Source organism: Streptodolium elevatio (genome assembly GCF_053592165.1).
Genome location: NZ_JBSFVE010000012.1, coordinates 56,826 through 75,834, shown reverse-complemented (window position 1 = coordinate 75,834; position 19,009 = coordinate 56,826). Strand labels below are relative to the sequence as shown.

Below are 19,009 nucleotides of genomic sequence, written 5' to 3'. Positions count from 1 at the left end.
GCGGAAGCATCACGGGAACCACGGGACCGAAACTCCGGGAGAGACCTTCCGGAAGAGTTCCAACCTGGCAAATCCCCTCAGATTTGAACCCGACAGCTCTGATCAAGCGCGTTCTCTTGAACTAGTCCAGAATGTTCCTATATTGGAAGACATGGCCGGGACGTCCCGCGAGGACATACCCCATCAGCTGCGCGAGGCGGGGCTGAGGGTCACCGCCGCGCGTGCCACGATCCTGGACCTGATCCGGAGTCGGCCGCACAGCGACGCGGAGTCACTGGCGCGCGCCGCGCGCAGCCGGCTCGGCAGCGTCTCGACCCAGGCGGTGTACGACACACTCCACGCGCTCGTCCGCGCGGGCCTCGCCCGGCGGATCGTGCCCGCCGACCATCCGGCCCGTTTCGAAGCGCGCACCGGGGACAACCATCACCACATCGTGTGCCGGGGCTGCGGCGCCGTCGAGGACGTGGACTGCGTCGTCGGCGCGGCGCCCTGCCTGACTCCCGACCAGACGCACGGCTACGACCTGGACGAAGCCGAGGTCACCTTCTGGGGACGCTGCCCGGACTGCCGCGCTTCGGCCGCCGGTCCAGGGACTCCGTCCCGGAAAGAGTGAAAGTCTCCCAGTCGGCCGGCAGCAACGGCCCGCTTCCGATGCTGGACCACTATGTGATCCAGAAGACGGGCCAGTGCTACCGACAATGGGTGCCCGAGCACGTCGTCCACGCCAAGTCCGTCAGCGGGCCTGCGTAAACGTCCAGACCGCACCGCTCGCGGCCGGGACCAGGCCCAACCCCTGCTGCCCCCGCACCTGCTCGCCGATCCCCAGCGCCTGGCCGCCGCGGTTCACCAGCACGAAGCCCTTGCCACGCGGCTGCGCCTGCCACTGCTGGCGCTCCTCGCCGCACTTGTCCTGCACCGCGTGGCCGCCTCCCATGTCGAGGCACTTGTTGCTCACGCGCGAGACCAGGTAGACGTACCCGCCGCCGGCATCGTGCACGGTCCACTGCTGGTTCGTCTTGTCGGGGCTGGACGCGAAGACGATGACGGGGGTGTTGTCGCCCTTGTCGCCCCCGTACACGTCCATCGCCCGGCCGCCGACCGTCAGGACGTACGTCGTCCCGGACTTGAGCGTCGGCGGCTTGGACGTCGTCGGCGACTTGCTCGGGCTCGCACTCGTGGACGGCGCGGCCGAGGACGGCGGGGCACTCGACGACGCCCCGGACAGCGGGGACGGCCCAGGCGTCGTGGACGTCGTCGGCGACACCGCCGCGGCGGGCGACTTGTCGTCGCCCCCACCGCCCAGCACCCCGAAAACCGCGCCGAAGAGCAGGCCCACCAGCGCGGTGGCCACCAGCGCGACGACCACTGTTCGGCGAGACACCATGTCCGCTCGACTCCCCTCACGGGCCGCCCGTCGACGGCCCCTCAGGGCGGCCATCCTGGCAGAAACGCGCCCCGCCGGTGAGTGGCGGGGCGCGTTGCGGGCGGAGCGGGGTCAGTGGCTCGAGCCACCGGTGAACTTCAGGCCGACGATCGCGACGACCATCAGGCTCAGGAAGAACAGCCTTGCGGCGGTGGCCGGTTCACCCAGAACGGCGATACCCAGCAGGCCGGAGCCCACCGCACCGATGCCGACCCAGACGCCGTACGCCGTGCCGATCGGCAGCGTCTTGGCCGCCATCGACAGCAGCACCATGCTCCCGGCGATGCCGAGTACGGTCAGAACACTGGGGACGAGCTTGGTGAAGCCCTCGGTGTACTTGAGGCCGATCGCCCAGCCGACCTCGAGGAGGCCGGCAATACCGAGAAGAACCCACGCCATGACAACGCACCTCACACGCGTCGTCGTCGTGGCCCGGTACGTCGCACCTCGTCGGGGGCGGGACCACGGAACGGTCCGGCCGCCTCCAGCTTCTCAAACGGCCCGCGGGGGGCAAAACCGGGGCGCGGTGAGGTTCGTCACCGCGGGATCACGGCTCGCCGATCGCGGCTCGGAGACCGCCGCTGACAGATTGACCGCGGTCCGCGGGTGCGCGGCTCAGAGGTACAGGCCGGTCGCCTCACCGGAGGCCTCGACGCGCTCGGCCGCCACCGCGTGGAGGTCGCGCTCGCGCAGTAGCACGTACGCCACCCCGCGCACCTCGACCTCGGCACGCTCCTCGGGGTCGTACAGCACCCGGTCGCCCGGCTCGACGGTGCGCACGTTCTGGCCCACCGCGATCACCTCGGCCCACGCGAGCCGCTTGCCGACCTGCGCGGTGGCCGGGATCAGGATGCCGCCGCTGGAACGGCGGTCGCCTTCCCCCGCGTCCTGACGCACCAGGACACGGTCGTGCAGCATGCGGATGGGCAGCTTCTCGCCGAGGCCGGCGGCGGTGCTGTCCGAGGAACGGGAGGCGGAAGTCTGGGACGCGTCGGAACTCACGCATGAAAAGTACCCGCCCGAGCGCCCGAGTGTGACACCAGGGCGCGATCGGATCCGGACAGCCGCCCGGATCCGCCTCGCCTACCGGCCGGTTCCTACTTCTTCTTCTTGCCGCCGCCGCGCCGCTTCAGCAGCGCCACCAGCACGACCAGCCCGACCACGCCGCCCGCGATCGGCGCGATGCGCTCCATACGCGGGGCGCCCGTGTCCGAGTCGACGAACTGCGCCCGGACCTTCTCCGAGGTACGCCGCGCGACGTTCGCCGGCTTGACCCGGTCCACCAGCTCGTCCAGCGTCGCCGCGAGGTTCGTCCGCGCGCGCTCGATGTCCGCCTCGATCTCCTGCGGGCTGCGCGGCGCGGCGTTCACCTCCGCCCCGGCCGAACCGTTGACCGGCTCCACCCGGGTCTTCTCCGCCTGGACCGTCACCTGGCGTCCCAGAGCCGCCCGGCCGGCCCGCTCCAAATCCGCCGCAGAACGCTCCGGCCCGCCGTGCCCGTTCTCGCCCACAGCCCGTCCTCTCGCTTCCGCTGCCGCACCACCGATCACGCCCTCTTCCGCGTGTGCCCCCAAGTCAAGCAGGTATCCGGACCGGGACGCGGCATCCGGGTGGTTCTCAGCCGTGTTCGCCCCCGCAGGCCGGCCCGGGTCCGGGGCGCCCCCAAGGACCTCCCCGGGCGTCGTGCGGCGCGCAGTGGTCGCAGTCCGGGCGGGCGTAGCCGTACGGCAGCTCCAGCCGGTGCGCGTCCATCAGCTCGCGGTCCGCCAGCAGTTCGCGCGTGGGCCCGTCGGCCGCGATCACCCCGCCGGACAGGACGAGCGAGCGGGGGCACAGCTCCAGCGCGTACGGCAGGTCGTGGGTGACCATGAGCACCGTCACATCCAACCCGTCCAGGATCTCCGCCAGCTCGCGGCGGCTCGCCGGGTCCAGGTTGGACGACGGCTCGTCCAGCACCAGGATCTCCGGCCGCATCGCGAGCACCGTCGCCACCGCCACGCGGCGGCGCTGGCCGAAGCTCAGGTGGTGCGGGGGCCGGTCGGCGTACCGCGCCATGCCGACCCGGTCGAGCGCCTCGGCCACGCGCTCGTCCAGCTCCGCACCGCGCAGCCCCAGGTTGGCGGGGCCGAAGGCGACGTCCTCGCGCACCGACGGCATGAAGAGCTGGTCGTCCGGGTCCTGGAAGACGATGCCGACCCGGCGGCGGATCTCCCGCAGGTTGCGCTTCGCCACCTCCAGACCCGCGACGCGCACGGTGCCGCGTCCGGTGCCGGTGGCCGCCGACAGAATGCCGTTCAGGTGCAGCACAAGGGTGGTCTTGCCCGCGCCGTTGGGCCCGAGCAGCGCCACCCGCTCGCCGCGCTCGACCCGCATGTCGACGCCGAAGAGCGCCTGGTGCCCGTCCGGGTAGGCGAAGGCCAGGCCCTCGACCTCCAGCGACGCGGGTACGCCGGGCGCGGCCTGGCCCGGCACGCCGCTCCGCGCGGCCGTCCCGGTGGTCGTCCCCGTGGTCGTCCCGGTGGCGGCCTCCGCAGTTGCCCCGGCCGCCGCCTCCGCAGCGGTCGCGGCGGTCACGGCGCCCGTTCCGGCCTCGGTCCCCGTCGTCTCACCCATGGCGCCCATCCTCACCCACCGGCCAGCCACGCCGCCGCGCAGGCCAGCACGGCGGCCAGCGGCAGCGCCGACGCGGCGGCCCACTGCCGTCCGGACGCCTGGGCCTCCACGATGCGCGGCATCGTGCCCTCATAGCCCCGGCTGAGCATCGCGAGGTGCACGCGCTCGCCGCGCTCGTAGGAGCGGATGAACAGCGCGCCGGCCGACTTCGCGACCACCGGCAGCTGCCGTACGTCGCGCGCCACGAAGCCGCGCGACTCGCGCGCCACCCGCATCCGGCCCATCTCGCCGCTGATGACGTCCATGTACCGCAGCATGAACTGCATGATCTGCACGAGGAGTTGCGGCATGCGCAGCCGCTCCATGCCGAGCAGCAGGTCACGCAGCGGCGTGGTGGCCGCGAGCAGGATCGACGCGACCACCCCCAGCGTGCCCTTCGCGAGGATGTTCCAGGCGCCGAGCAGGCCGCTGTGGCTCACCGTCAGCCCCAGGAACTCCGTCTTGGGGCCGGTCGCCAGGAACGGCAGCGCGAGCGCGAACGCCACGAACGGCACCTCGACGACGACGCGGCGCAGCACGTACCCCACCGGGACGCGGCCGACCGCGGCGACGGCGGCGAGCAGCAGCGCGTACACGCCGAACGCCCAGAACCGCTCCCGCGGCGTCGCCACGACCGCGAACACGAACAGCACCACCGCCACCAACTTGCAGTGCGGCGGCAACCGGTGCAGCGGCGAGTCGCCCGCCCGGTACAGGTTGTGCGCGTGCCCGGCGCCCATCAGCGCGCCGCCCCCGGCCGGGGCAGCGGCGTCACGAACCGTCGGCGGCGGCGCCGACCCGCGGCTCACCCGCCGCGGCGTCCGGGCCCCGGCCCTCACCCGCCCCGCCCGCCGCACCGCGGCGCTTGACGATCCAGAAGACGCCGCTGCCCACGACCAGCGTCCCGGCGACCCCGAGAACTCCCGCCAGACCGCCGGAGATCCGCTCGTTGTCGACGCCCTCGACCGCATAGTCGGCCAGCGGGCCGTCGGCGAGCGCGTGGTCCTCGACCTTGGTGTCCATGCCCTTGTCACCGGCGACCTTCTCCAGGCCGTCCGGGTGCGCGCTCGCGTAGAAGCTCACGATGCCTGCGAGGACGAGCGCGACGACCGCGCCGGCGATGAGCAGCGTGCGCATACGAATCTTCGCCATATCCCTGACCTCTTCCCGGACCGGTCTCAAGCCTGCTGCGCGGCGGGGGCGGACTCCTGCGCACCCGTGCGGAGTTCGAGCGGGCGGGCAAGGCCGCGCGCGCCGTACACGAGGTCGGGGCGCACCGCGAGCACGCTCGAAATCGTCGCGGCCGTGATCAGCGCCTCGCCGATGCCGATCAGCACGTGCACGCCGATCATCGCGCCAGCCACCTTCGAGATGGGTACGTCGGTCGTGCCGCCGATCGCGTACACCAGCGTGAACACCGCGGCGCACACCGGCACCGAGACGAGCGCGGCGACGAACGACGCGGCCCCCAGCGACCGCCGCGTGCGCGGCAGCACCCCGGCCAGCAGCCGGAACAGGCCGTAGCCGACCACGGCCGTGGTGATGCCCATGACCGTGATGTTCACGCCCAGCGCGCTGAGCCCGCCGTCCGCGAAGAACACCGCCTGCATCAGCAGCACCACCGACATGCACAGCACACCGGTGTACGGCCCGACCAGGATCGCCGCGAGCGTGCCGCCGAGCAGGTGCCCGCTGGTCCCGGACGCGACCGGGAAGTTCAGCATCTGCACCGCGAAGATGAACGCCGCGACCAGCCCCGCCAGCGGCGCGGTCCGCTCGTCCAGCTCACGCCGAGCACCACGCAGCGACACCGCGACCCCGGCGGCGGCGACCACCCCCGCAGCCACCGACACAGGGGCATTGATGAACCCATCGGGTACGTGCATGGGGACCTCCTCCGAACGAACACATGGCCTCTGGCCGACCGCCGAGCCGTCCGATTTTATGAGGAGCGGTCGCACCTGCAACAGATGCGCAATTGGCGACGCTCGGCACATCGTGTTTGCCGTGATTCGGAGCCGGACCTAGCGTGGCCGGGTCAGGCCCCCGCGTATCCGAGAAACCACGGCCGAGAACCGGCCGCGACAGAGAGAGGCCCCCGGTGAGCGAACGACTCCAGGCCGGCGACACCGCCCCCGCCTTCACCCTCAAGAACGCCGACGGCGACGACGTCTCCCTGTCCGGCCACAAGGGCCGCAAGGTGATCGTCTACTTCTACCCGGCCGCCCTCACCCCCGGCTGCACCAAGCAGGCCTGCGACTTCACCGACAACCTCGCCGCCCTCGCCGACGCCGGCTACGACGTGCTCGGCATCTCCCCGGACAAGCCCGAGAAGCTCGGCAAGTTCCGCGAGAAGGAGTCGCTGAAGGTCACCCTGCTCTCCGACCCGGACAAGTCGACCCTGGAGGCCTACGGCGCCTTCGGCGAGAAGACGATGTACGGCAAGAAGGTCACCGGGGTGATCCGCTCGACCTTCGTCGTCGACGAGGACGGCAAGATCGAGCACGCCTGGTACAACGTCCGCGCCACGGGCCACGTCGCCAAGCTCCTCAAGGACCTCAAGATCGCCGCATGACCCCCGGGCGTCACGGGCCGGGGTCCGGCCGGATCCCGACCCGTGACACCCGGTCAGAAAATAATGCGATCAGACCCCGAAACCCGCACACCTGTTCGTCGTTGACCATCCCGAGGGGCACCCGTCACCACGCCTCTACGGGGAGGACGCACCACGATGGCCAAGTTCTACAAGTACCCGCCCGAAAGGCTGGCCGAGCTGGCCGCCGAGTCCCGCAGCGTCAACGAGATTCTGCGCAAGCTGGGCCTGCCGATCCTCGGTGGCAACCACACGCACATCAGCCGCCAGCTCAAGCAATTCGGGATTGACACAAGCCACTTCACCCACCTCGGCAAGCAGGATCACCGGCGCAGTTACACCCGCGAGACCCTGCGGGACGCGGCCGCCCGCAGCCGCAACATCGCGGAGATGCTCGTCAACCTGGGCTCGCCCTCCTACCCGAGAGCGGCTCGGTACATCGAATTCCGCTGCTGGAACCTCGGAGTGGACCTGAGCCACTTCGAGGAAAGGGCAGGGCGAGCGGGGCGAACCCACCAAGTCATCGACCCCGCCGCGCTGCGGGAGGCCGTGGCCGAGGCGCCGTCGATTGCGGCCGTCCAGCGCGCGCTGGAACTCCCTCGCGGGGCAAGCGGCTACCGCCTGGTCCGTCGATGGTCCGCGGAACATGGGGTCGACCTCAGCCGGCTGCCAGGCCAAGCGCACAACCGCGGGAAGAAGGCGCCGCGACTCCGCGCCGCCGACATCCTGCGCCATGAGCCCGAGCGCGCCAAGCGCCAGCGAGTCCATCTGCTCCGCCGAGCTTTGACCGAGATCGGACGCGCATGCCGGTGCGCGACGTGCGGCATCGAGACCTGGAACGGGGCGCCGATCATCCTCGAAGTCGATCATGTCAACGGCGACTGGCGGGACAACCGCCCGGAGAATCTGCGCTACCTGTGCCCCAACTGCCATAGCCAGACCGACACTTTCTGCGGCCGCAACCGTGCACCCGCGCAACACATAGCGGCCGCGATGCACTAGCGCTGCGGCCGGGAAGGTTTGCCGGTTCCCGGGGTTCGGTGCCGTGCCGCCGGGCCTGGCGGCCCTCCCGAGCACGGCGCGGGCCCGAAGCTCGTACTCGGTCGTACTCGCGAGGGTCTGCAACGCGGCGAGGTGCGGTGCCGGGCGCCGGGAACCGGTGAACCTTTCCGGGTCGCAGCACTAGCAGCGCCGGCCGACATCGCGGCTAGGATTGGCTCGTCCACCTCCGCACCAGGATCCGGAGAAATTTCCCTGATCGTGGGGTTGACAATTCCGCGGCCGTGGTGTAATCAGGCAGCCACGCTGGGTTTAGGTCCCAGTGCGTTGACGCGCGTGTGGGTTCGAATCCCACCGGCCGCACACTTCAACCGAAGGGCGGTCACCCGAGTCGGGTGGCCGCCCTTCGGGGTGTCAGGTGACGGTCAGGGCGATGGTGTGCCAGCCGGTCGCGCCGTCGGGGGCCACGCTTGTCTCCGTTTCGGTCTGGACCTCGCCCGTCTTGTCGGTGGCGCGGACGCGGATGCGGTGGGGGCCGGGGCGCGGGGCGTCCCAGTACCAGACGAACTGGCGCCAGGTGTCCACGGAGTCCTCCGCCGCGAGGTCCGCCTTCTGCCACGGCTCGTCGTCGATCTGGACCTCGACGGCGGCGATGCCCTTGTGCTGGGCCCAGGCGACGCCCGCGACGGGGATGCGGCCGCGGGGGGTCTTGGCCATGTTCTTCGGGGTGTCGATGCGGGACTGCGTCTTGATCGGGCCCTGTGCGGCCCAGCCCCGCGGGACCCAGTACGCGTCGTAGTCGGCGAAGCGGGTGGCTTCTATCTCGACGATCCACTTGCAGGCGGAGACGTAGCCGTACAGGCCGGGGACGACCATGCGGACCGGGAACCCGTGCTTTATCGGGAGCGGTTCGCCGTTCATGCCGATGGCGAGCATCGCGTCCCGGCCGTCCATGACGACGGCGGTCGGGGTGCCGATCGTCATGCCGTCGGAGGAGCGGCTGACGAGCTGGTCGGCGTCCGGGCGCACGCCCGCTTCGCGGAGCAGGTCGGCCAGCGGTACGCCGAGCCACTTGGCGGTGCCGATGTAGGGGCCGCCCACGTCGTTGGAGACACAGCACAGCGTGATGTGCCGCTCGATGGTCGGCCGGGCGGCCAGCGTCGCGAAGTCGATCTCGATTTCCCGGTCGACCATGCCGTGGATGCGCAACTTCCAGTCCTCGGCGCGGATTTCGGGGACGACCAGGGCGGTGTCGACGCGGTAGAAGTCCTTGGTCGGCGTCATGTGCGGACTCAGCCCGGGGATGCCCAGTTCGGTGCCGAGCGGTTGTGCGGGGGCGGGCGCGGCCGGGGCCGGGAGGACCACCGCGTTGCGGGAGCCGCTGACGTCGAAGCGGATGTCCTGGAGCCAGCGTCCGATGCCGGCGAGCAGGGCGGCGGCGCCGGCCGTGCCGAGGATGAGGGTGCGGCGGGCGGGTCCGGCCGAGTCGGCGGGTCGGGACAGGGGGACGGGGGCGGCGGGTGCGTCGGCCGGTGGCGCGGGCGTCGCCTCGGCGGGGCCGGGCGCCGCGGACGCCGTCGGGCCGGCCGCGGCGAGTCGGCGCACCAAGTCGTCATACGTCTCGGGGGGTTCGCGCCGTACCAGGCCCGGTCGGGTGAGCAGGGTGAGCGTCGCCGCGCCGACCGCCACGGCGACGAGGGCGGGGATGACGTCGGTGCCTTTGTCGGCCGGGCGGGACACCGCGGCGGCGACGATGAGGACGCCGAGCAGGCCGACGCCGGCCAGGCCCGCCCACAGCCGTCGGCGGGCCACGACGCCGAGCAGGGCCGAGAAGACCAAGAGGAGCGCTCCGACGGAGAGTTGCAGCACGAGCTTGTCGTTCGTGCCGAACTCGCGGATCGCGTACTCCTTGAGTCCGCGCGGCGTGCGGTCGATGGCGGACTGGCCGACCGTGACCAGCGGTGCGGCTTCCCGGCGTACGAAGGCCGCCGCGAACTCCGACGCGGCGACCGCGGCCGCGCCGGCGAGCACACCGCAGAAGGCGGCGGGCCCGTGCACGGTCAGCACCCGCCGGACGGCCGGTGACAGGGGCACGGCGACTACTCCTCACAGTCGTGGTGCCCACATCATCACCCCGCGCGACGCGGAAAGCCCGTGCCGTGCCCTTACCGATTCGTGAACGGCCGCTTCACGACCGGTCGGTGACCAGTTCCGTGACGATGGGCACCAGGGCCCGGAACGCCTTGCCGCGGTGGCTGACGGCGTTCTTCTCGTCCGGGGTCAGCTCGGCGGTGGTACGGCTGTCGCCGTCGACCTGGAGGATCGGGTCGTAGCCGAAGCCGCCGGTGCCGCGCGGTGCGAAGGTGAGGGTGCCGTTGAGGCGGCCCTCGACGACGCGCTCGGTGCCGTCCGGCAGGGCGAGGGCCGCGGCGCACGCGAAGTACGCGGCGCGGTGCTCGACGGCGATGTCGGAGACCTGCGCGAGCAGGAGTTCGAGGTTGGCGCGGTCGTCGCCGTGGGTGCCGGACCAGCGGGCGGAGAAGATGCCCGGCATGCCGTTGAGCGCCTCGACGCACAGGCCGGAGTCGTCGGCGACCGCCGGGAGGCCGGTGGCGCGGGCCACGGCGTGCGCCTTGAGCAGGGCGTTCGCGGCGAACGTCAGGCCCGTCTCCGGGACGTCGGGGACGTCGGGGAACGCGTCGACGCCGACGAGTTCCACGGCGAGCCCGGCGTCCTTGAGGATCTGCTGGAGCTCGGTGACCTTGTGGGTGTTGCGGGTGGCGAGAACAAGACGGCTCATGGACCGCAAGCCTACGCAAATGCGCCGGGTGCCTCCGCCGCATTTCCCGGCGGGTGGACCGGAACAGGGGCGGAGAGCGGGACCGGCAGCCGGACGGCGGCGCCGGAACGGCCGGGGGCCGGTACGGGGCGCCGTGCGGCGCTCCGTACCGGCCCTGGGTACCGGCCTGGCTGCCGGGTCTGCGGCCGACCCGGACGCGGGTCGGTGCGGGATCAGCTGGTGCAGGCGTCGCCGATGGTCTTGGCGCTGGTCTTCAGCACCGAGACCGCGTCGATGGACGGGGTCTCGTTGTTGGCGATCTGCTGGCTCAGCTGGGTGACCTGGGCGGTCATCTCGGTGATGGCGTCCTTGACGTCCTGCGAGTCGACGTCGCCGGCCGCCTTGTTGAGGGTCTTGGTGATGTTCTCGAGCGATTCGGCGGCGGCGTCGGGGTCGTTGATGACGCTCTGCAGGTTCGAGACGTCGTTGGCCAACTGGGTGCCGAGCTGGATGCAGTCGATCGCCTTCTGCGCCTCAGAGCACGCGGTGGCCGTGAACAGGGCGGCGGCGAGGGCGACGGCGGCGACGCTCGTACGCACGGCGCGGTGGGCACGGAACATGATGCTCCTCATATGCGTGAAGATATGCGGGAAGATATGCCTGACTGGTGATCAGAAGGTAGCGGAGTCCGGCGTTCTGCGTCCGTGGCGGTGGCCGTTTCACACCCTCCCGGTTGCAGCCTCGTGACACTGGCAACCGGGGCGTTATCCGCGGGCCTGGTCGTGTCGGTCAGGTCCGGACAATTCCGGCCCGTATCCGCTCAGTCGGCGGTTTCCTCCAGCGCGATCTGCTGGAGCAGCGCGAGTTCGGCGCAGCCCGCCGCGCCCAGGTCCAGCAGCCGGTTGAGCAGGTCGCGGTCGAAGGGCTCGCCTTCGGCGGTGCCCTGCACCTCGACGAAGCGTCCGTCGCCGGTGCAGACGATGTTCATGTCGGTCTCGGCGCGCACGTCTTCCTCGTACGGGAGATCGAGCATCGGGATGCCGTCGATGATGCCGACGCTGACCGCGGCGACCGTCCCGGTCAGCGGCTCGGACTTGGCCTTCACGAGCTTGTTGCGGCGGCCCCAGGCGACGGCGTCGGCGAGGGCGACGTACGCGCCGGTGATGGCGGCCGTGCGTGTGCCGCCGTCCGCCTGCAGCACGTCGCAGTCGAGCTGGATGGTGGTCTCGCCGAGTGCCTTGTAGTCGATGACCGCGCGCAGCGAGCGGCCGATCAGCCGGGAGATCTCGTGGGTGCGGCCGCCGATGCGGCCCTTGACCGACTCGCGGTCGCTGCGCGAGTGGGTGGCGCGCGGCAGCATCGAGTATTCGGCGGTGACCCAGCCGAGTCCGCTGCCCTTGCGCCAGCGCGGGACGCCTTCGGTGACGGACGCGGCGACCAGCACGCGTGTGCGGCCGAATTCGACGAGGACGGAGCCCTCGGCGTGGTCGAGCCATCCGCGGTGGAAGGCGATCGGGCGAAGCTGTTCGGGGGTACGGCCGTCTGCTCGTGACATGCCCTCAGCCTAGGCCGTGGCCTTGCCGGGTCCGGCCCGAAGGTCCGGCCGCTCGGGGGCTGCCGGCGACGCGGCCCGATCGTGCGCCGCGCCGGCCCACGGCCGCGTCACACCTCGTAGACGGCCCCGGGTCGGGCGAGGTCGGCGGTGCCGGAGTACGCCTTGCGGGCGTCCGCGAGGTTGTGCTCGCCGTCCGTCCACTCCGGGATGTGGGTGAGCACCAGCCGCCTGGCGCCCGCCCGTTCGGCGTGCTCGCCGGCCTCGCGGCCGTTCAGGTGCACGTCGGGGTAGGTGTCGCGGCCGTCGACGAACGAGGCCTCGCACAGCAGCAGTTCGGTGTCGCGGGCGAGTTCGACGAGGGTGTCGCTGTCGCCGGTGTCGCCGGAGTAGACGAGGTTGGTGCCGTCGGCCTCGATGCGGTACGCGAAGGACTCGACGGGGTGGTTGACGTGTCCGGCGGTGAACCGGAACGGCCCGATCTCGAAGACGCCGGGGCGGACGTCGTGGAAGGAGAACGCCTCGGTGAGGCCGGGTTCCCCGGCTATGTCGTACGCGCGCGAGAGCCGGGCCGCGGTCCCCTCCGGCCCCCAGACCGGCAGCAGCGGCAGGCGGCCCTCGGGGTGGTAGTTGCGGTACACGAAGTAGGCGCACAGGTCGAGGCAGTGGTCCGCGTGCAGGTGGGACAGGACCACGGCGTCGATCGCGCCGAGGTCGGTGTGGTGCTGGAGGCTGCCGAGGGCGCCGCTGCCGAGGTCCAGGAGCACGCGTACGCCGTCCGCCTCGACGAGGTAGCACGAGCACGGCGAGTCGGGGGCCGGATAACTGCCCGCGCATCCGACGACGGTGAGTTTCATACGGTCGCCCCCAGGGCGTCTACGTGGGTGAGTTCCGGGCCCAGGAACCGTCGGCCGATCTCCCGGAACTGGGCGGGGTTGCCGGTGGTCAGGAAGCGGTGTTCGGGCTCGGGGAGGTCGGGGTCGCGCATGAGCCGGTTCGCGGCCAGGACCTTGTAGACGTCCTTGGCCGTTTCCTCGCTGCTGGTGATCAGGGTGACGTTCTCGCCCATGACATAGCTGATGACACCGGTGAGCAGCGGGTAGTGCGTGCAGCCGAGGATGAGGGTGTCGACCTCGGCCTCGGTGAGCGGGTCCAGGTACTCGTGTGCGGCTTTGAGGAGTTCGTCGCCGCCGGTGGTGCCGGCTTCCACGAACTCCACGAAGCGGGGGCACGCCTGGGAGGTGACGGTGATGTGCGGGGCGGCGGCGAAGGCGTCCTCGTAGGCCATGGACTGCTTGGTCGCCGCGGTGCTGATGACGCCGACCCGGCCGTTGCGGGTGGCCGCGGCGGCGCGGCGGGTGGCCGGGTGGATCACCTCGATGACGGGCAGTCGGTAGCGCTCGCGGGCGTCGCGCAGCATCGCGGCGCTGGCGCTGTTGCAGGCGATGACGAGGGCTTTGACGCCCTGGTCGACGAGGCGGTCGAGGCATTCGAGGGCGTACGCGCGGACCTCTGCGATGGGCCGCGGGCCGTAGGGCTGCCGGGCGGTGTCGCCGAGGTAGAGGATCGGCTCGTGGGGCAGTTGGTCGAGCACCGCGCGCGCGACGGTCAGCCCCCCGAAGGAGCTGTCGAAGATGCCGATGGGTGCGTCGCTCAGATCTGCCACATACAGGAGGGTACGTTCCGCCCGGCCCGTTCTCCGGAGGGCTCACCCCCGCTGTGTCGGGAATCACCCGGGGCCCGTACGCGGACGGCGTACGGGCCCGGTGGCGTACCCCGGAGGCGTGCCGGGTGCCGGCCCTCGCGGGTCCCGGCTGCGCTCAGGCCCAGAGCTGGCCGTGCAGGCGCTCGATGGCCTCTTCGGTGGTCGCGGCGGTGTAGATGCCGGTGGACAGGTATTTCCACCCGCCGTCGGCGATGACAAAGGCGATGTCCGCGCGCTCCCCCGCCTTGACGGCCTTGCGGGCGACGCCGAGTGCGGCGTGCAGCGCGGCGCCGGTGGAGACGCCCGCGAAGATGCCCTCGTGTTCGAGGAGTTCGCGGGTGCGCCGGACCGCGTCCGTGGAGCCGACCGAGAAGCGGGTGGTGAGCACGTCGCCGTCGTACAGCTCGGGGATGAAGCCCTCGTCGAGGTTGCGCAGGCCGTAGACGACGTCGTCGTAGCGCGGCTCGGCGGCGACGATCTGCACGCCGGGGACCTTCTCGCGCAGGTAGCGGCCGACGCCCATGAGGGTGCCGGTGGTGCCGAGGCCCGCCACGAAGTGGGTGATCGTCGGCAGGTCCTCCAGCAGCTCGGGGCCGGTGGTGGTGTAGTGCGCGTCCGGGTTCGCGGGGTTGCCGTACTGGTAGAGCATGACCCAGTCGGGGTGCTCGGCGGCCAGTTCCTTGGCGACGCGCACGGCGGTGTTGGAGCCGCCCGCGGCGGGCGAGGAGATGATCTCGGCGCCCCACATGCGCAGCAGTTCGCGGCGTTCGTCGGAGGTGTTCTCCGGCATCACGCAGACGATCTTGTAGCCCTTGAGGCGGGCGGCCATCGCCAGCGAGATGCCGGTGTTGCCGCTGGTGGGCTCCAGGATGGTGCAGCCGGGGGTGAGCAGGCCGTCGCGTTCGGCGGCCTCGATCATGTGCAGCGCCGGGCGGTCCTTGACGGAGCCGGTGGGGTTGCGGTCCTCCAGCTTGGCCCAGATGCGGACCTCGGGCGACGGCGACAGACGCGGCAGGCCGACCAGCGGGGTGCGGCCGACCGCGTCGATCAGCGAGTCGTAGCGCATGTCAGGCGCCGCCGGCCACGGCGGGGAGGATCGTGACGGTGTCGCCGTCGTCGAGCGTGGAGGAGATGCCGTCGATGAAGCGGATGTCCTCGTCGTTGAGGTAGACGTTGACGAAGCGCCGCAGGGTCCCGTCCTCCTCGACGAGGCGGTTGCGGATGCCGGCGTGCCGGGATTCCAGGTCGTTGATCAGCTCGTCGATGGACTTGCCGGATCCCTCGACGGCCTTCGCGCCGCCGGTGTAGTCGCGGAGGATGGTCGGGATGCGGACCTCGATGGCCATGGGGCGCTCCAAGAATGCGGGTACGTGAGTGCAGGCAAGGGGTCGCTCCGGCACGGCCGGATGCGCGACGGGCTGGGGGCTGCCGGTGCGGGCCGGTCGCGGGTTGCGCGGGCGGCGGCCTGGGTCAGCCCGGTGGCAGGGCGCGACAGAGTGCGCTGGACAGTCGGCCTAGGTCGACGTGCAGGCGCGCGACCAAGAGCGTGCCGGGGGCGGTGCCCGGGCCCGTGGTCGTCATGTCCATGCCTGCGTAACGCATATCGTCATGCTAGCCATTCCGCTGCGGCCGTTCCGAGGGTGGCTCGTATGTTGGAACGCACTGTTTCGCATGTCGAGACGTCACGTGGTGACAAATTGTGGCCAATCCCCCACATGCTGCCAATCGGCCGCGGCGGGCGGCGCTCAGTACGCGTCGACGAACCTGACGTCTTCCTCGGTGATCTCGCCGTCCACGATCCGGAACGAGCGGAACTCGTAGGGCCCGTCGTGGTTGCCCGTCTCGCGCGTGGAGACCAGCACGTAGTGGGCGAACGGCTCGGAGGCGTACGACACGTCCGTGCGCGACGGGTACGCCTCGGTCGCGGTATGCGAGTGGTAGATGACCACCGGCACCTCGTCGCGGTCGTCCATCTCGCGGTACAGCGCCAGCAGGTCGCCCGAGTCGAACTCGTAGAACGTGGGCGAGCGGGCCGCGTTGAGCATCGGGATGAAGCGCTCGGGGCGGTCGGTGCCCTCGGGTCCGGCGACGACGCCGCACGCCTCGTCGGGGTGGTCGGCGCGGGCGTGCGCGACGATCTGGTCGCGCAGTTCGGTGGTGATCGTCAGCATGCGTCGAGGGTACGCACGCGGGCGCGTCACGGCGTCAGCGACTCCACCAGCGACTCCTGGAGCATGCCGAGCCAGTGGTAGACCGCGAGCATCGCGAGCCGCGGGTCGTCCGGCTCCAGGCTCTCGGCGAAGGCGTCCAGGTCCTCGGTCACCCCGAGGTTGGTGCCCAGTGCGAGCCGCAGGTCGTTGAGGGCGCCGAGCCACGCCTGCGCGTGCCGCTCGTCCAGGACCATGTGCCCTTCGGCGCCGGACGCGGCGATGTCGGCGCGTACCGTGCGGGCGTTGTCGCACTTGCGCAGCCGCAGGTCGTTCTCGGTGTAGCGGCGGAACTCCGAGGCGGCGTCCGGGTCGTCGCGGTACGCGTCGGGCAGCAGCCGGGCCAGCACCGGGTCGTCGGGCGCGGCCCGCGGGGCGGCCTCGGCCTCGCCGCCGTCCAGGCCGCTCCAGTCCAGGCCGTCGAGCCCCAGCTCGCGGGCGAGCTGGTCGCCTTCGGGCTCGCCGGGCCCCGCCTTGGGCTCGACCAGTTCGATCACCTGGCGGCAGAGGTCGGCCAGCAGTTGGCCGTGCAGCTCGTCGAGGACGATCTCGGGTCGGCCCGTGCGCCCGCGTACGAAATGGCCGTTCACTGCTCAGGTTCTCCCGGTGGTCACTTGTCGTGCTGGACGGTCGCCCAAAGGCCGTACCCGTGCATGGCGTTGACGTCGCGCTCCATCTCCTCGCGGGTGCCCGAGGAGACGACGGCACGGCCTTTGTTGTGCACGTCGAGCATGAGCTTCTCGGCCTTCTTCTTGGTGTAGCCGAAGTAGCTCTGGAAGACATACGTCACGTACGACATGAGGTTGATGGGGTCGTTCCACACAATGCAGACCCAAGGTGTGTCGGGAAGGACCTCCTCGTCCGACTCCGGCTTCTCGACCTCGACGGGCGCGACACTCATGGGCCCCATGCTCCCATCAGCGGTTGGCCGTGGCGAACGTGCCCCGCGGGACCTCCGGCGGCGAAACGCCGCCGACTAATCGTCAGTCTGACGAGTAGTGGTGCTATGCTCGCTCGTATGAACGCGATGGGGAATGCCGCGACAACAGCGGGGACGACTCCGGGGGCAGCTGCGGGGACAACTGCGGGCACCGCCCGGGCCGCCGGTGGCGCCGGCACCGGCGGCACCGCGCTGCTCACCGACCACTACGAGCTGACCATGGTCGAGGCCGCGCTGCGCAGCGGCGCGGCGCACCGGCACTCGGTGTTCGAGGTCTTCGCCCGGCGCCTGCCCGAAGGCCGCCGCTACGGCGTGGTGGCCGGGACCGGCCGCCTCCTCGACGCCGTCGAGGCGTTCCGGTTCGACGACGAGACGCTCGCCTACCTCGCCGAGAACCAGGTGGTGGGGCAGGCGACCCTCGACTGGCTGGCCGACTACCGCTTCCGCGGGAACCTGTACGGCTACCCGGAAGGCGAGTGCTGGTTCCCCGGCTCGCCGATCCTCGTCGTGGAGGGCACCTTCGCCGAGGCCGTGCTGCTGGAGACACTGATCCTGTCGGTGCTCAACCACGACTGCGCGGTGGCCGCGGCGGCGTCCCGGATGACCTCCGCGTCCGCCGGGCGGCCGTGCATCGAGATGGGGTCCCGGCGCACGCACGAGGAGGCGGCGGTGGCCGCGGCGCGGGCGGCGTACATCGCCGGGTTCGCCAGCACGTCCAACCTGCGGGCCGGGCAGGCGTACGGGATCCCGACCGTGGGCACGAGCGCGCACTCCTTCACGCTGCTGCACGACGGCGAGCGCGACGCCTTCGCGGCCCAGATCGCGGCGCTGGGCAAGGACACCACGCTGCTGGTCGACACGTACGACGTGGCGGAGGCGGTCCGCACCGCGGTCGAGCTGGCCGGGCCCGAACTGGGCGCGGTGCGCCTGGACTCCGGCGACCTGCTGCTGCTCGCCCACCGGGTGCGCCGCCAGCTCGACGACCTCGGCGCCGCCAAGACGCGCATCGTGGTGACCAGCGACCTCGACGAGTACGCGATCGCCGCGTTGCGTGCGGCGCCGGTGGACGCGTACGGCGTGGGCACGCAGTTGGTGACCGGCAGCGGCCACCCGACCGCGTCCCTCGTCTACAAGCTGGTCGCCCGCGCCGCCTCCGACGAGCCGGACGCGCCGCTGGTGGCGGTGGCCAAGAAGTCCCCGGGCAAGCCGAGCCACGGCGGGCGGAAGACGGCGCTGCGCGCGTACGACGCGGACGGCGTCGCCGAGGCCGAGGTGCTGCGCACCGGCGAGACCGGGCCGGTCGGCCCGGAGCTGCGCGAACTGCTCGTGCCGCTGGTCCTCGGCGGCGAGACCGTGGGCCGCGAGCCGCTCGCCGAGGCGCGTGAGCGGCACGAGCGCTCCCGCGCGGAACTGCCGCTGTCCGCGACGCAATTGTCCCGCGGCGAGCCGGTCCTGCCGACCATCTACGAGTGATCTCCCGAGAGGAGCCCGCACCATGACCCGCGCACTGATCGTCGTCGACGTGCAGAACGACTTCTGCGAAGGCGGCAGCCTCGCCGTCGGCGGCGGCGCCGGGGTCGCCGAGGCGATCCGCGACCATGTCGCGCACGACGCGGCCGAGCAGCCACCGGACCCGGCGCACGTGCCGGGCGGCGCGACGGCGTACGCGCACGTGGTGGCGACCCGGGACCACCACGTCGACCCGGGCGCGCACTTCTCGGACTCCCCCGACTACGTGGGCAGTTGGCCGGTGCACTGCGTGGCGGGCACGCCGGGCGCGGCGTTCCACCCGGCGTTCGCCCCCGCCGTCGAGCGGGGCGAGGTCGAGGAGGTTTTCTCCAAGGGCGCCCACGCGGCGGCGTACAGCGGCTTCGAGGGCGCGGCCGACGACGGCTCGTCGCTCGCGGACTGGCTGCGGGCGCGCGGGGTCACGGACGTCGACGTCGTCGGCATCGCGACGGACCACTGCGTGCGGGCGACCGCGCTGGACGCCGCCCGCGAGGGGTTCGGGACGCGCGTGCTGCTGGCGATGACGGCAGGCGTCGCGGCCCCGACGACGCGGCGGGCCGTGGACGAAATGCGCGACGCGGGAATCGAGTTGGTGGGACATCCTGTCGTCGCGTGAGCGGACGGGCGCGTGAGCGGACGGCGGGGCGCGG

At 71.6% G+C, this 19,009-nt stretch carries 23 protein-coding genes, 1 tRNA gene, 1 pseudogene and 1 riboswitch; of the genes and pseudogenes, 6 read left to right on the top strand and 19 right to left on the bottom strand.

The window, feature by feature from the left end:
* The first annotated feature begins 151 nt into the window (after positions 1 to 151).
* Positions 152 to 613: a Fur family transcriptional regulator gene (locus ACWD12_RS22315; RefSeq protein WP_450100980.1), complete on the top strand. Its 462-nt coding sequence runs from the start codon at positions 152 to 154 to the stop codon at positions 611 to 613.
* Positions 614 to 733: 120 nt separating this feature from the next.
* Here ACWD12_RS22315 and ACWD12_RS22310 read toward each other — a convergent pair whose 3' ends face one another.
* The 7 genes and pseudogenes from ACWD12_RS22310 to ACWD12_RS22280 all read right to left on the bottom strand — a co-directional run bounded on the left by ACWD12_RS22310 (position 734) and on the right by ACWD12_RS22280 (position 5,961).
* Entirely contained in the window at positions 734 to 1,384 is a 651-nt protein-coding gene (locus ACWD12_RS22310) for an RICIN domain-containing protein (RefSeq protein ID WP_358352580.1), read from the bottom strand.
* 111 nt (positions 1,385 to 1,495) lie between these two features.
* Complete coding sequence (locus ACWD12_RS22305) at positions 1,496 to 1,822, bottom strand: DMT family transporter (RefSeq protein WP_450100979.1); 327 nt, start codon at positions 1,820 to 1,822, stop codon at positions 1,496 to 1,498.
* A 14-nt stretch (positions 1,823 to 1,836) separates the two neighbouring features.
* Positions 1,837 to 1,903, bottom strand: a riboswitch (guanidine-III (ykkC-III) riboswitch).
* A gap of 135 nt (positions 1,904 to 2,038) precedes the next feature.
* Positions 2,039 to 2,341 carry a GroES family chaperonin gene (locus tag ACWD12_RS22300; RefSeq protein ID WP_235057120.1) on the bottom strand — a complete coding sequence of 101 codons (303 nt, stop codon included), beginning with the start codon at positions 2,339 to 2,341 and terminating at the stop codon, positions 2,039 to 2,041.
* A 179-nt stretch (positions 2,342 to 2,520) separates the two neighbouring features.
* Positions 2,521 to 2,934, bottom strand: coding sequence for a DUF3618 domain-containing protein (locus ACWD12_RS22295; protein WP_358352577.1), 414 nt, complete (start codon positions 2,932 to 2,934; stop codon positions 2,521 to 2,523).
* 106 nt (positions 2,935 to 3,040) lie between these two features.
* Entirely contained in the window at positions 3,041 to 4,036 is a 996-nt protein-coding gene (locus tag ACWD12_RS22290) for an energy-coupling factor ABC transporter ATP-binding protein (protein WP_450100978.1), read from the bottom strand.
* Positions 4,037 to 4,047: 11 nt separating this feature from the next.
* Entirely contained in the window at positions 4,048 to 4,815 is a 768-nt protein-coding gene (gene cbiQ, locus ACWD12_RS22285; RefSeq protein WP_450100977.1) for a cobalt ECF transporter T component CbiQ, read from the bottom strand.
* A gap of 31 nt (positions 4,816 to 4,846) precedes the next feature.
* A pseudogene (locus ACWD12_RS22280) lies at positions 4,847 to 5,961 on the bottom strand (energy-coupling factor ABC transporter permease).
* Between the two features lie 215 nt (positions 5,962 to 6,176).
* Between ACWD12_RS22280 and bcp the strand changes: the two are divergent.
* The 3 genes from bcp to ACWD12_RS22265 all read left to right on the top strand — a co-directional run bounded on the left by bcp (position 6,177) and on the right by ACWD12_RS22265 (position 8,030).
* Positions 6,177 to 6,650: a thioredoxin-dependent thiol peroxidase gene (bcp, locus tag ACWD12_RS22275; protein WP_450100976.1), complete on the top strand. Its 474-nt coding sequence runs from the start codon at positions 6,177 to 6,179 to the stop codon at positions 6,648 to 6,650.
* 156 nt (positions 6,651 to 6,806) lie between these two features.
* On the top strand, positions 6,807 to 7,670 hold the full coding sequence (locus ACWD12_RS22270) for an HNH endonuclease (protein ID WP_450100975.1): 864 nt from the start codon (positions 6,807 to 6,809) through the stop codon (positions 7,668 to 7,670).
* A gap of 275 nt (positions 7,671 to 7,945) precedes the next feature.
* Positions 7,946 to 8,030 (top strand) — tRNA-Leu (locus tag ACWD12_RS22265).
* 51 nt (positions 8,031 to 8,081) lie between these two features.
* On the opposite strand, the gene ACWD12_RS22260 is transcribed toward ACWD12_RS22265, so the two are convergent.
* From ACWD12_RS22260 to clpS, 12 genes are all read right to left on the bottom strand, one after another.
* Positions 8,082 to 9,761, bottom strand: a complete 1,680-nt coding sequence (locus tag ACWD12_RS22260) for a molybdopterin-dependent oxidoreductase (protein ID WP_450100974.1) — start codon at positions 9,759 to 9,761, stop codon at positions 8,082 to 8,084.
* Between the two features lie 94 nt (positions 9,762 to 9,855).
* Positions 9,856 to 10,467, bottom strand: coding sequence for an RdgB/HAM1 family non-canonical purine NTP pyrophosphatase (gene rdgB, locus ACWD12_RS22255; protein WP_358352566.1), 612 nt, complete (start codon positions 10,465 to 10,467; stop codon positions 9,856 to 9,858).
* Positions 10,468 to 10,679: 212 nt separating this feature from the next.
* Positions 10,680 to 11,078 (bottom strand): hypothetical protein, encoded by a 399-nt coding sequence (locus ACWD12_RS22250; RefSeq protein ID WP_358352564.1) that lies wholly within the window; start codon positions 11,076 to 11,078, stop codon positions 10,680 to 10,682.
* Between the two features lie 188 nt (positions 11,079 to 11,266).
* Complete coding sequence (rph, locus tag ACWD12_RS22245; RefSeq protein WP_450100973.1) at positions 11,267 to 12,001, bottom strand: ribonuclease PH; 735 nt, start codon at positions 11,999 to 12,001, stop codon at positions 11,267 to 11,269.
* A gap of 107 nt (positions 12,002 to 12,108) precedes the next feature.
* Positions 12,109 to 12,855, bottom strand: a complete 747-nt coding sequence (locus tag ACWD12_RS22240) for an MBL fold metallo-hydrolase (protein WP_450100972.1) — start codon at positions 12,853 to 12,855, stop codon at positions 12,109 to 12,111.
* Positions 12,852 to 13,664: a glutamate racemase gene (murI, locus tag ACWD12_RS22235; protein ID WP_450100971.1), complete on the bottom strand. Its 813-nt coding sequence runs from the start codon at positions 13,662 to 13,664 to the stop codon at positions 12,852 to 12,854. Before murI ends, ACWD12_RS22240 begins: the two co-directional genes overlap by 4 nt.
* A 154-nt stretch (positions 13,665 to 13,818) precedes the next feature.
* On the bottom strand, positions 13,819 to 14,769 hold the full coding sequence (locus tag ACWD12_RS22230; RefSeq protein WP_358352556.1) for a PLP-dependent cysteine synthase family protein: 951 nt from the start codon (positions 14,767 to 14,769) through the stop codon (positions 13,819 to 13,821).
* A gap of 1 nt (position 14,770) precedes the next feature.
* A complete protein-coding gene (locus ACWD12_RS22225) occupies positions 14,771 to 15,049 on the bottom strand; it encodes a MoaD family protein (RefSeq protein WP_358352554.1) in 279 nt (92 codons plus the stop codon).
* A gap of 124 nt (positions 15,050 to 15,173) precedes the next feature.
* Positions 15,174 to 15,284: a putative leader peptide gene (locus tag ACWD12_RS22220; RefSeq protein WP_358352595.1), complete on the bottom strand. Its 111-nt coding sequence runs from the start codon at positions 15,282 to 15,284 to the stop codon at positions 15,174 to 15,176.
* A gap of 164 nt (positions 15,285 to 15,448) precedes the next feature.
* Complete coding sequence (locus ACWD12_RS22215) at positions 15,449 to 15,874, bottom strand: M67 family metallopeptidase (protein WP_358352552.1); 426 nt, start codon at positions 15,872 to 15,874, stop codon at positions 15,449 to 15,451.
* A gap of 26 nt (positions 15,875 to 15,900) precedes the next feature.
* Positions 15,901 to 16,500 (bottom strand): DUF2017 domain-containing protein, encoded by a 600-nt coding sequence (locus ACWD12_RS22210; RefSeq protein WP_450100970.1) that lies wholly within the window; start codon positions 16,498 to 16,500, stop codon positions 15,901 to 15,903.
* Positions 16,501 to 16,520: 20 nt separating this feature from the next.
* Complete coding sequence (clpS, locus tag ACWD12_RS22205) at positions 16,521 to 16,811, bottom strand: ATP-dependent Clp protease adapter ClpS (protein ID WP_358352548.1); 291 nt, start codon at positions 16,809 to 16,811, stop codon at positions 16,521 to 16,523.
* 117 nt (positions 16,812 to 16,928) lie between these two features.
* On the opposite strand from clpS, the gene ACWD12_RS22200 reads away from it, so the two are divergent.
* On the top strand, positions 16,929 to 18,323 hold the full coding sequence (locus ACWD12_RS22200) for a nicotinate phosphoribosyltransferase (protein ID WP_450100969.1): 1,395 nt from the start codon (positions 16,929 to 16,931) through the stop codon (positions 18,321 to 18,323).
* A gap of 22 nt (positions 18,324 to 18,345) precedes the next feature.
* Complete coding sequence (locus ACWD12_RS22195) at positions 18,346 to 18,975, top strand: isochorismatase family protein (protein WP_450100968.1); 630 nt, start codon at positions 18,346 to 18,348, stop codon at positions 18,973 to 18,975.
* The last annotated feature ends 34 nt before the right edge of the window (positions 18,976 to 19,009 follow it).

Coding starts and splice junctions, on each gene's coding strand:
- ACWD12_RS22290 (WP_450100978.1), bottom strand. CDS start 4,036: ATGGGTGAGACGACGGGGACCGAGGCCGGAACGGGCGCCGTGACCGCC.
- ACWD12_RS22240 (WP_450100972.1), bottom strand. CDS start 12,855: ATGAAACTCACCGTCGTCGGATGCGCGGGCAGTTATCCGGCCCCCGAC.
- cbiQ (WP_450100977.1), bottom strand. CDS start 4,815: ATGGGCGCCGGGCACGCGCACAACCTGTACCGGGCGGGCGACTCGCCG.
- ACWD12_RS22225 (WP_358352554.1), bottom strand. CDS start 15,049: ATGGCCATCGAGGTCCGCATCCCGACCATCCTCCGCGACTACACCGGC.
- ACWD12_RS22230 (WP_358352556.1), bottom strand. CDS start 14,769: ATGCGCTACGACTCGCTGATCGACGCGGTCGGCCGCACCCCGCTGGTC.
- ACWD12_RS22300 (WP_235057120.1), bottom strand. CDS start 2,341: ATGCTGCACGACCGTGTCCTGGTGCGTCAGGACGCGGGGGAAGGCGAC.
- ACWD12_RS22215 (WP_358352552.1), bottom strand. CDS start 15,874: ATGCTGACGATCACCACCGAACTGCGCGACCAGATCGTCGCGCACGCC.
- clpS (WP_358352548.1), bottom strand. CDS start 16,811: ATGAGTGTCGCGCCCGTCGAGGTCGAGAAGCCGGAGTCGGACGAGGAG.
- rph (WP_450100973.1), bottom strand. CDS start 12,001: ATGTCACGAGCAGACGGCCGTACCCCCGAACAGCTTCGCCCGATCGCC.
- ACWD12_RS22195 (WP_450100968.1), top strand. CDS start 18,346: ATGACCCGCGCACTGATCGTCGTCGACGTGCAGAACGACTTCTGCGAA.
- ACWD12_RS22270 (WP_450100975.1), top strand. CDS start 6,807: ATGGCCAAGTTCTACAAGTACCCGCCCGAAAGGCTGGCCGAGCTGGCC.
- ACWD12_RS22310 (WP_358352580.1), bottom strand. CDS start 1,384: ATGGTGTCTCGCCGAACAGTGGTCGTCGCGCTGGTGGCCACCGCGCTG.
- rdgB (WP_358352566.1), bottom strand. CDS start 10,467: ATGAGCCGTCTTGTTCTCGCCACCCGCAACACCCACAAGGTCACCGAG.
- ACWD12_RS22305 (WP_450100979.1), bottom strand. CDS start 1,822: ATGGCGTGGGTTCTTCTCGGTATTGCCGGCCTCCTCGAGGTCGGCTGG.
- ACWD12_RS22315 (WP_450100980.1), top strand. CDS start 152: ATGGCCGGGACGTCCCGCGAGGACATACCCCATCAGCTGCGCGAGGCG.
- ACWD12_RS22200 (WP_450100969.1), top strand. CDS start 16,929: ATGAACGCGATGGGGAATGCCGCGACAACAGCGGGGACGACTCCGGGG.
- ACWD12_RS22220 (WP_358352595.1), bottom strand. CDS start 15,284: ATGACGACCACGGGCCCGGGCACCGCCCCCGGCACGCTCTTGGTCGCG.
- ACWD12_RS22250 (WP_358352564.1), bottom strand. CDS start 11,078: ATGAGGAGCATCATGTTCCGTGCCCACCGCGCCGTGCGTACGAGCGTC.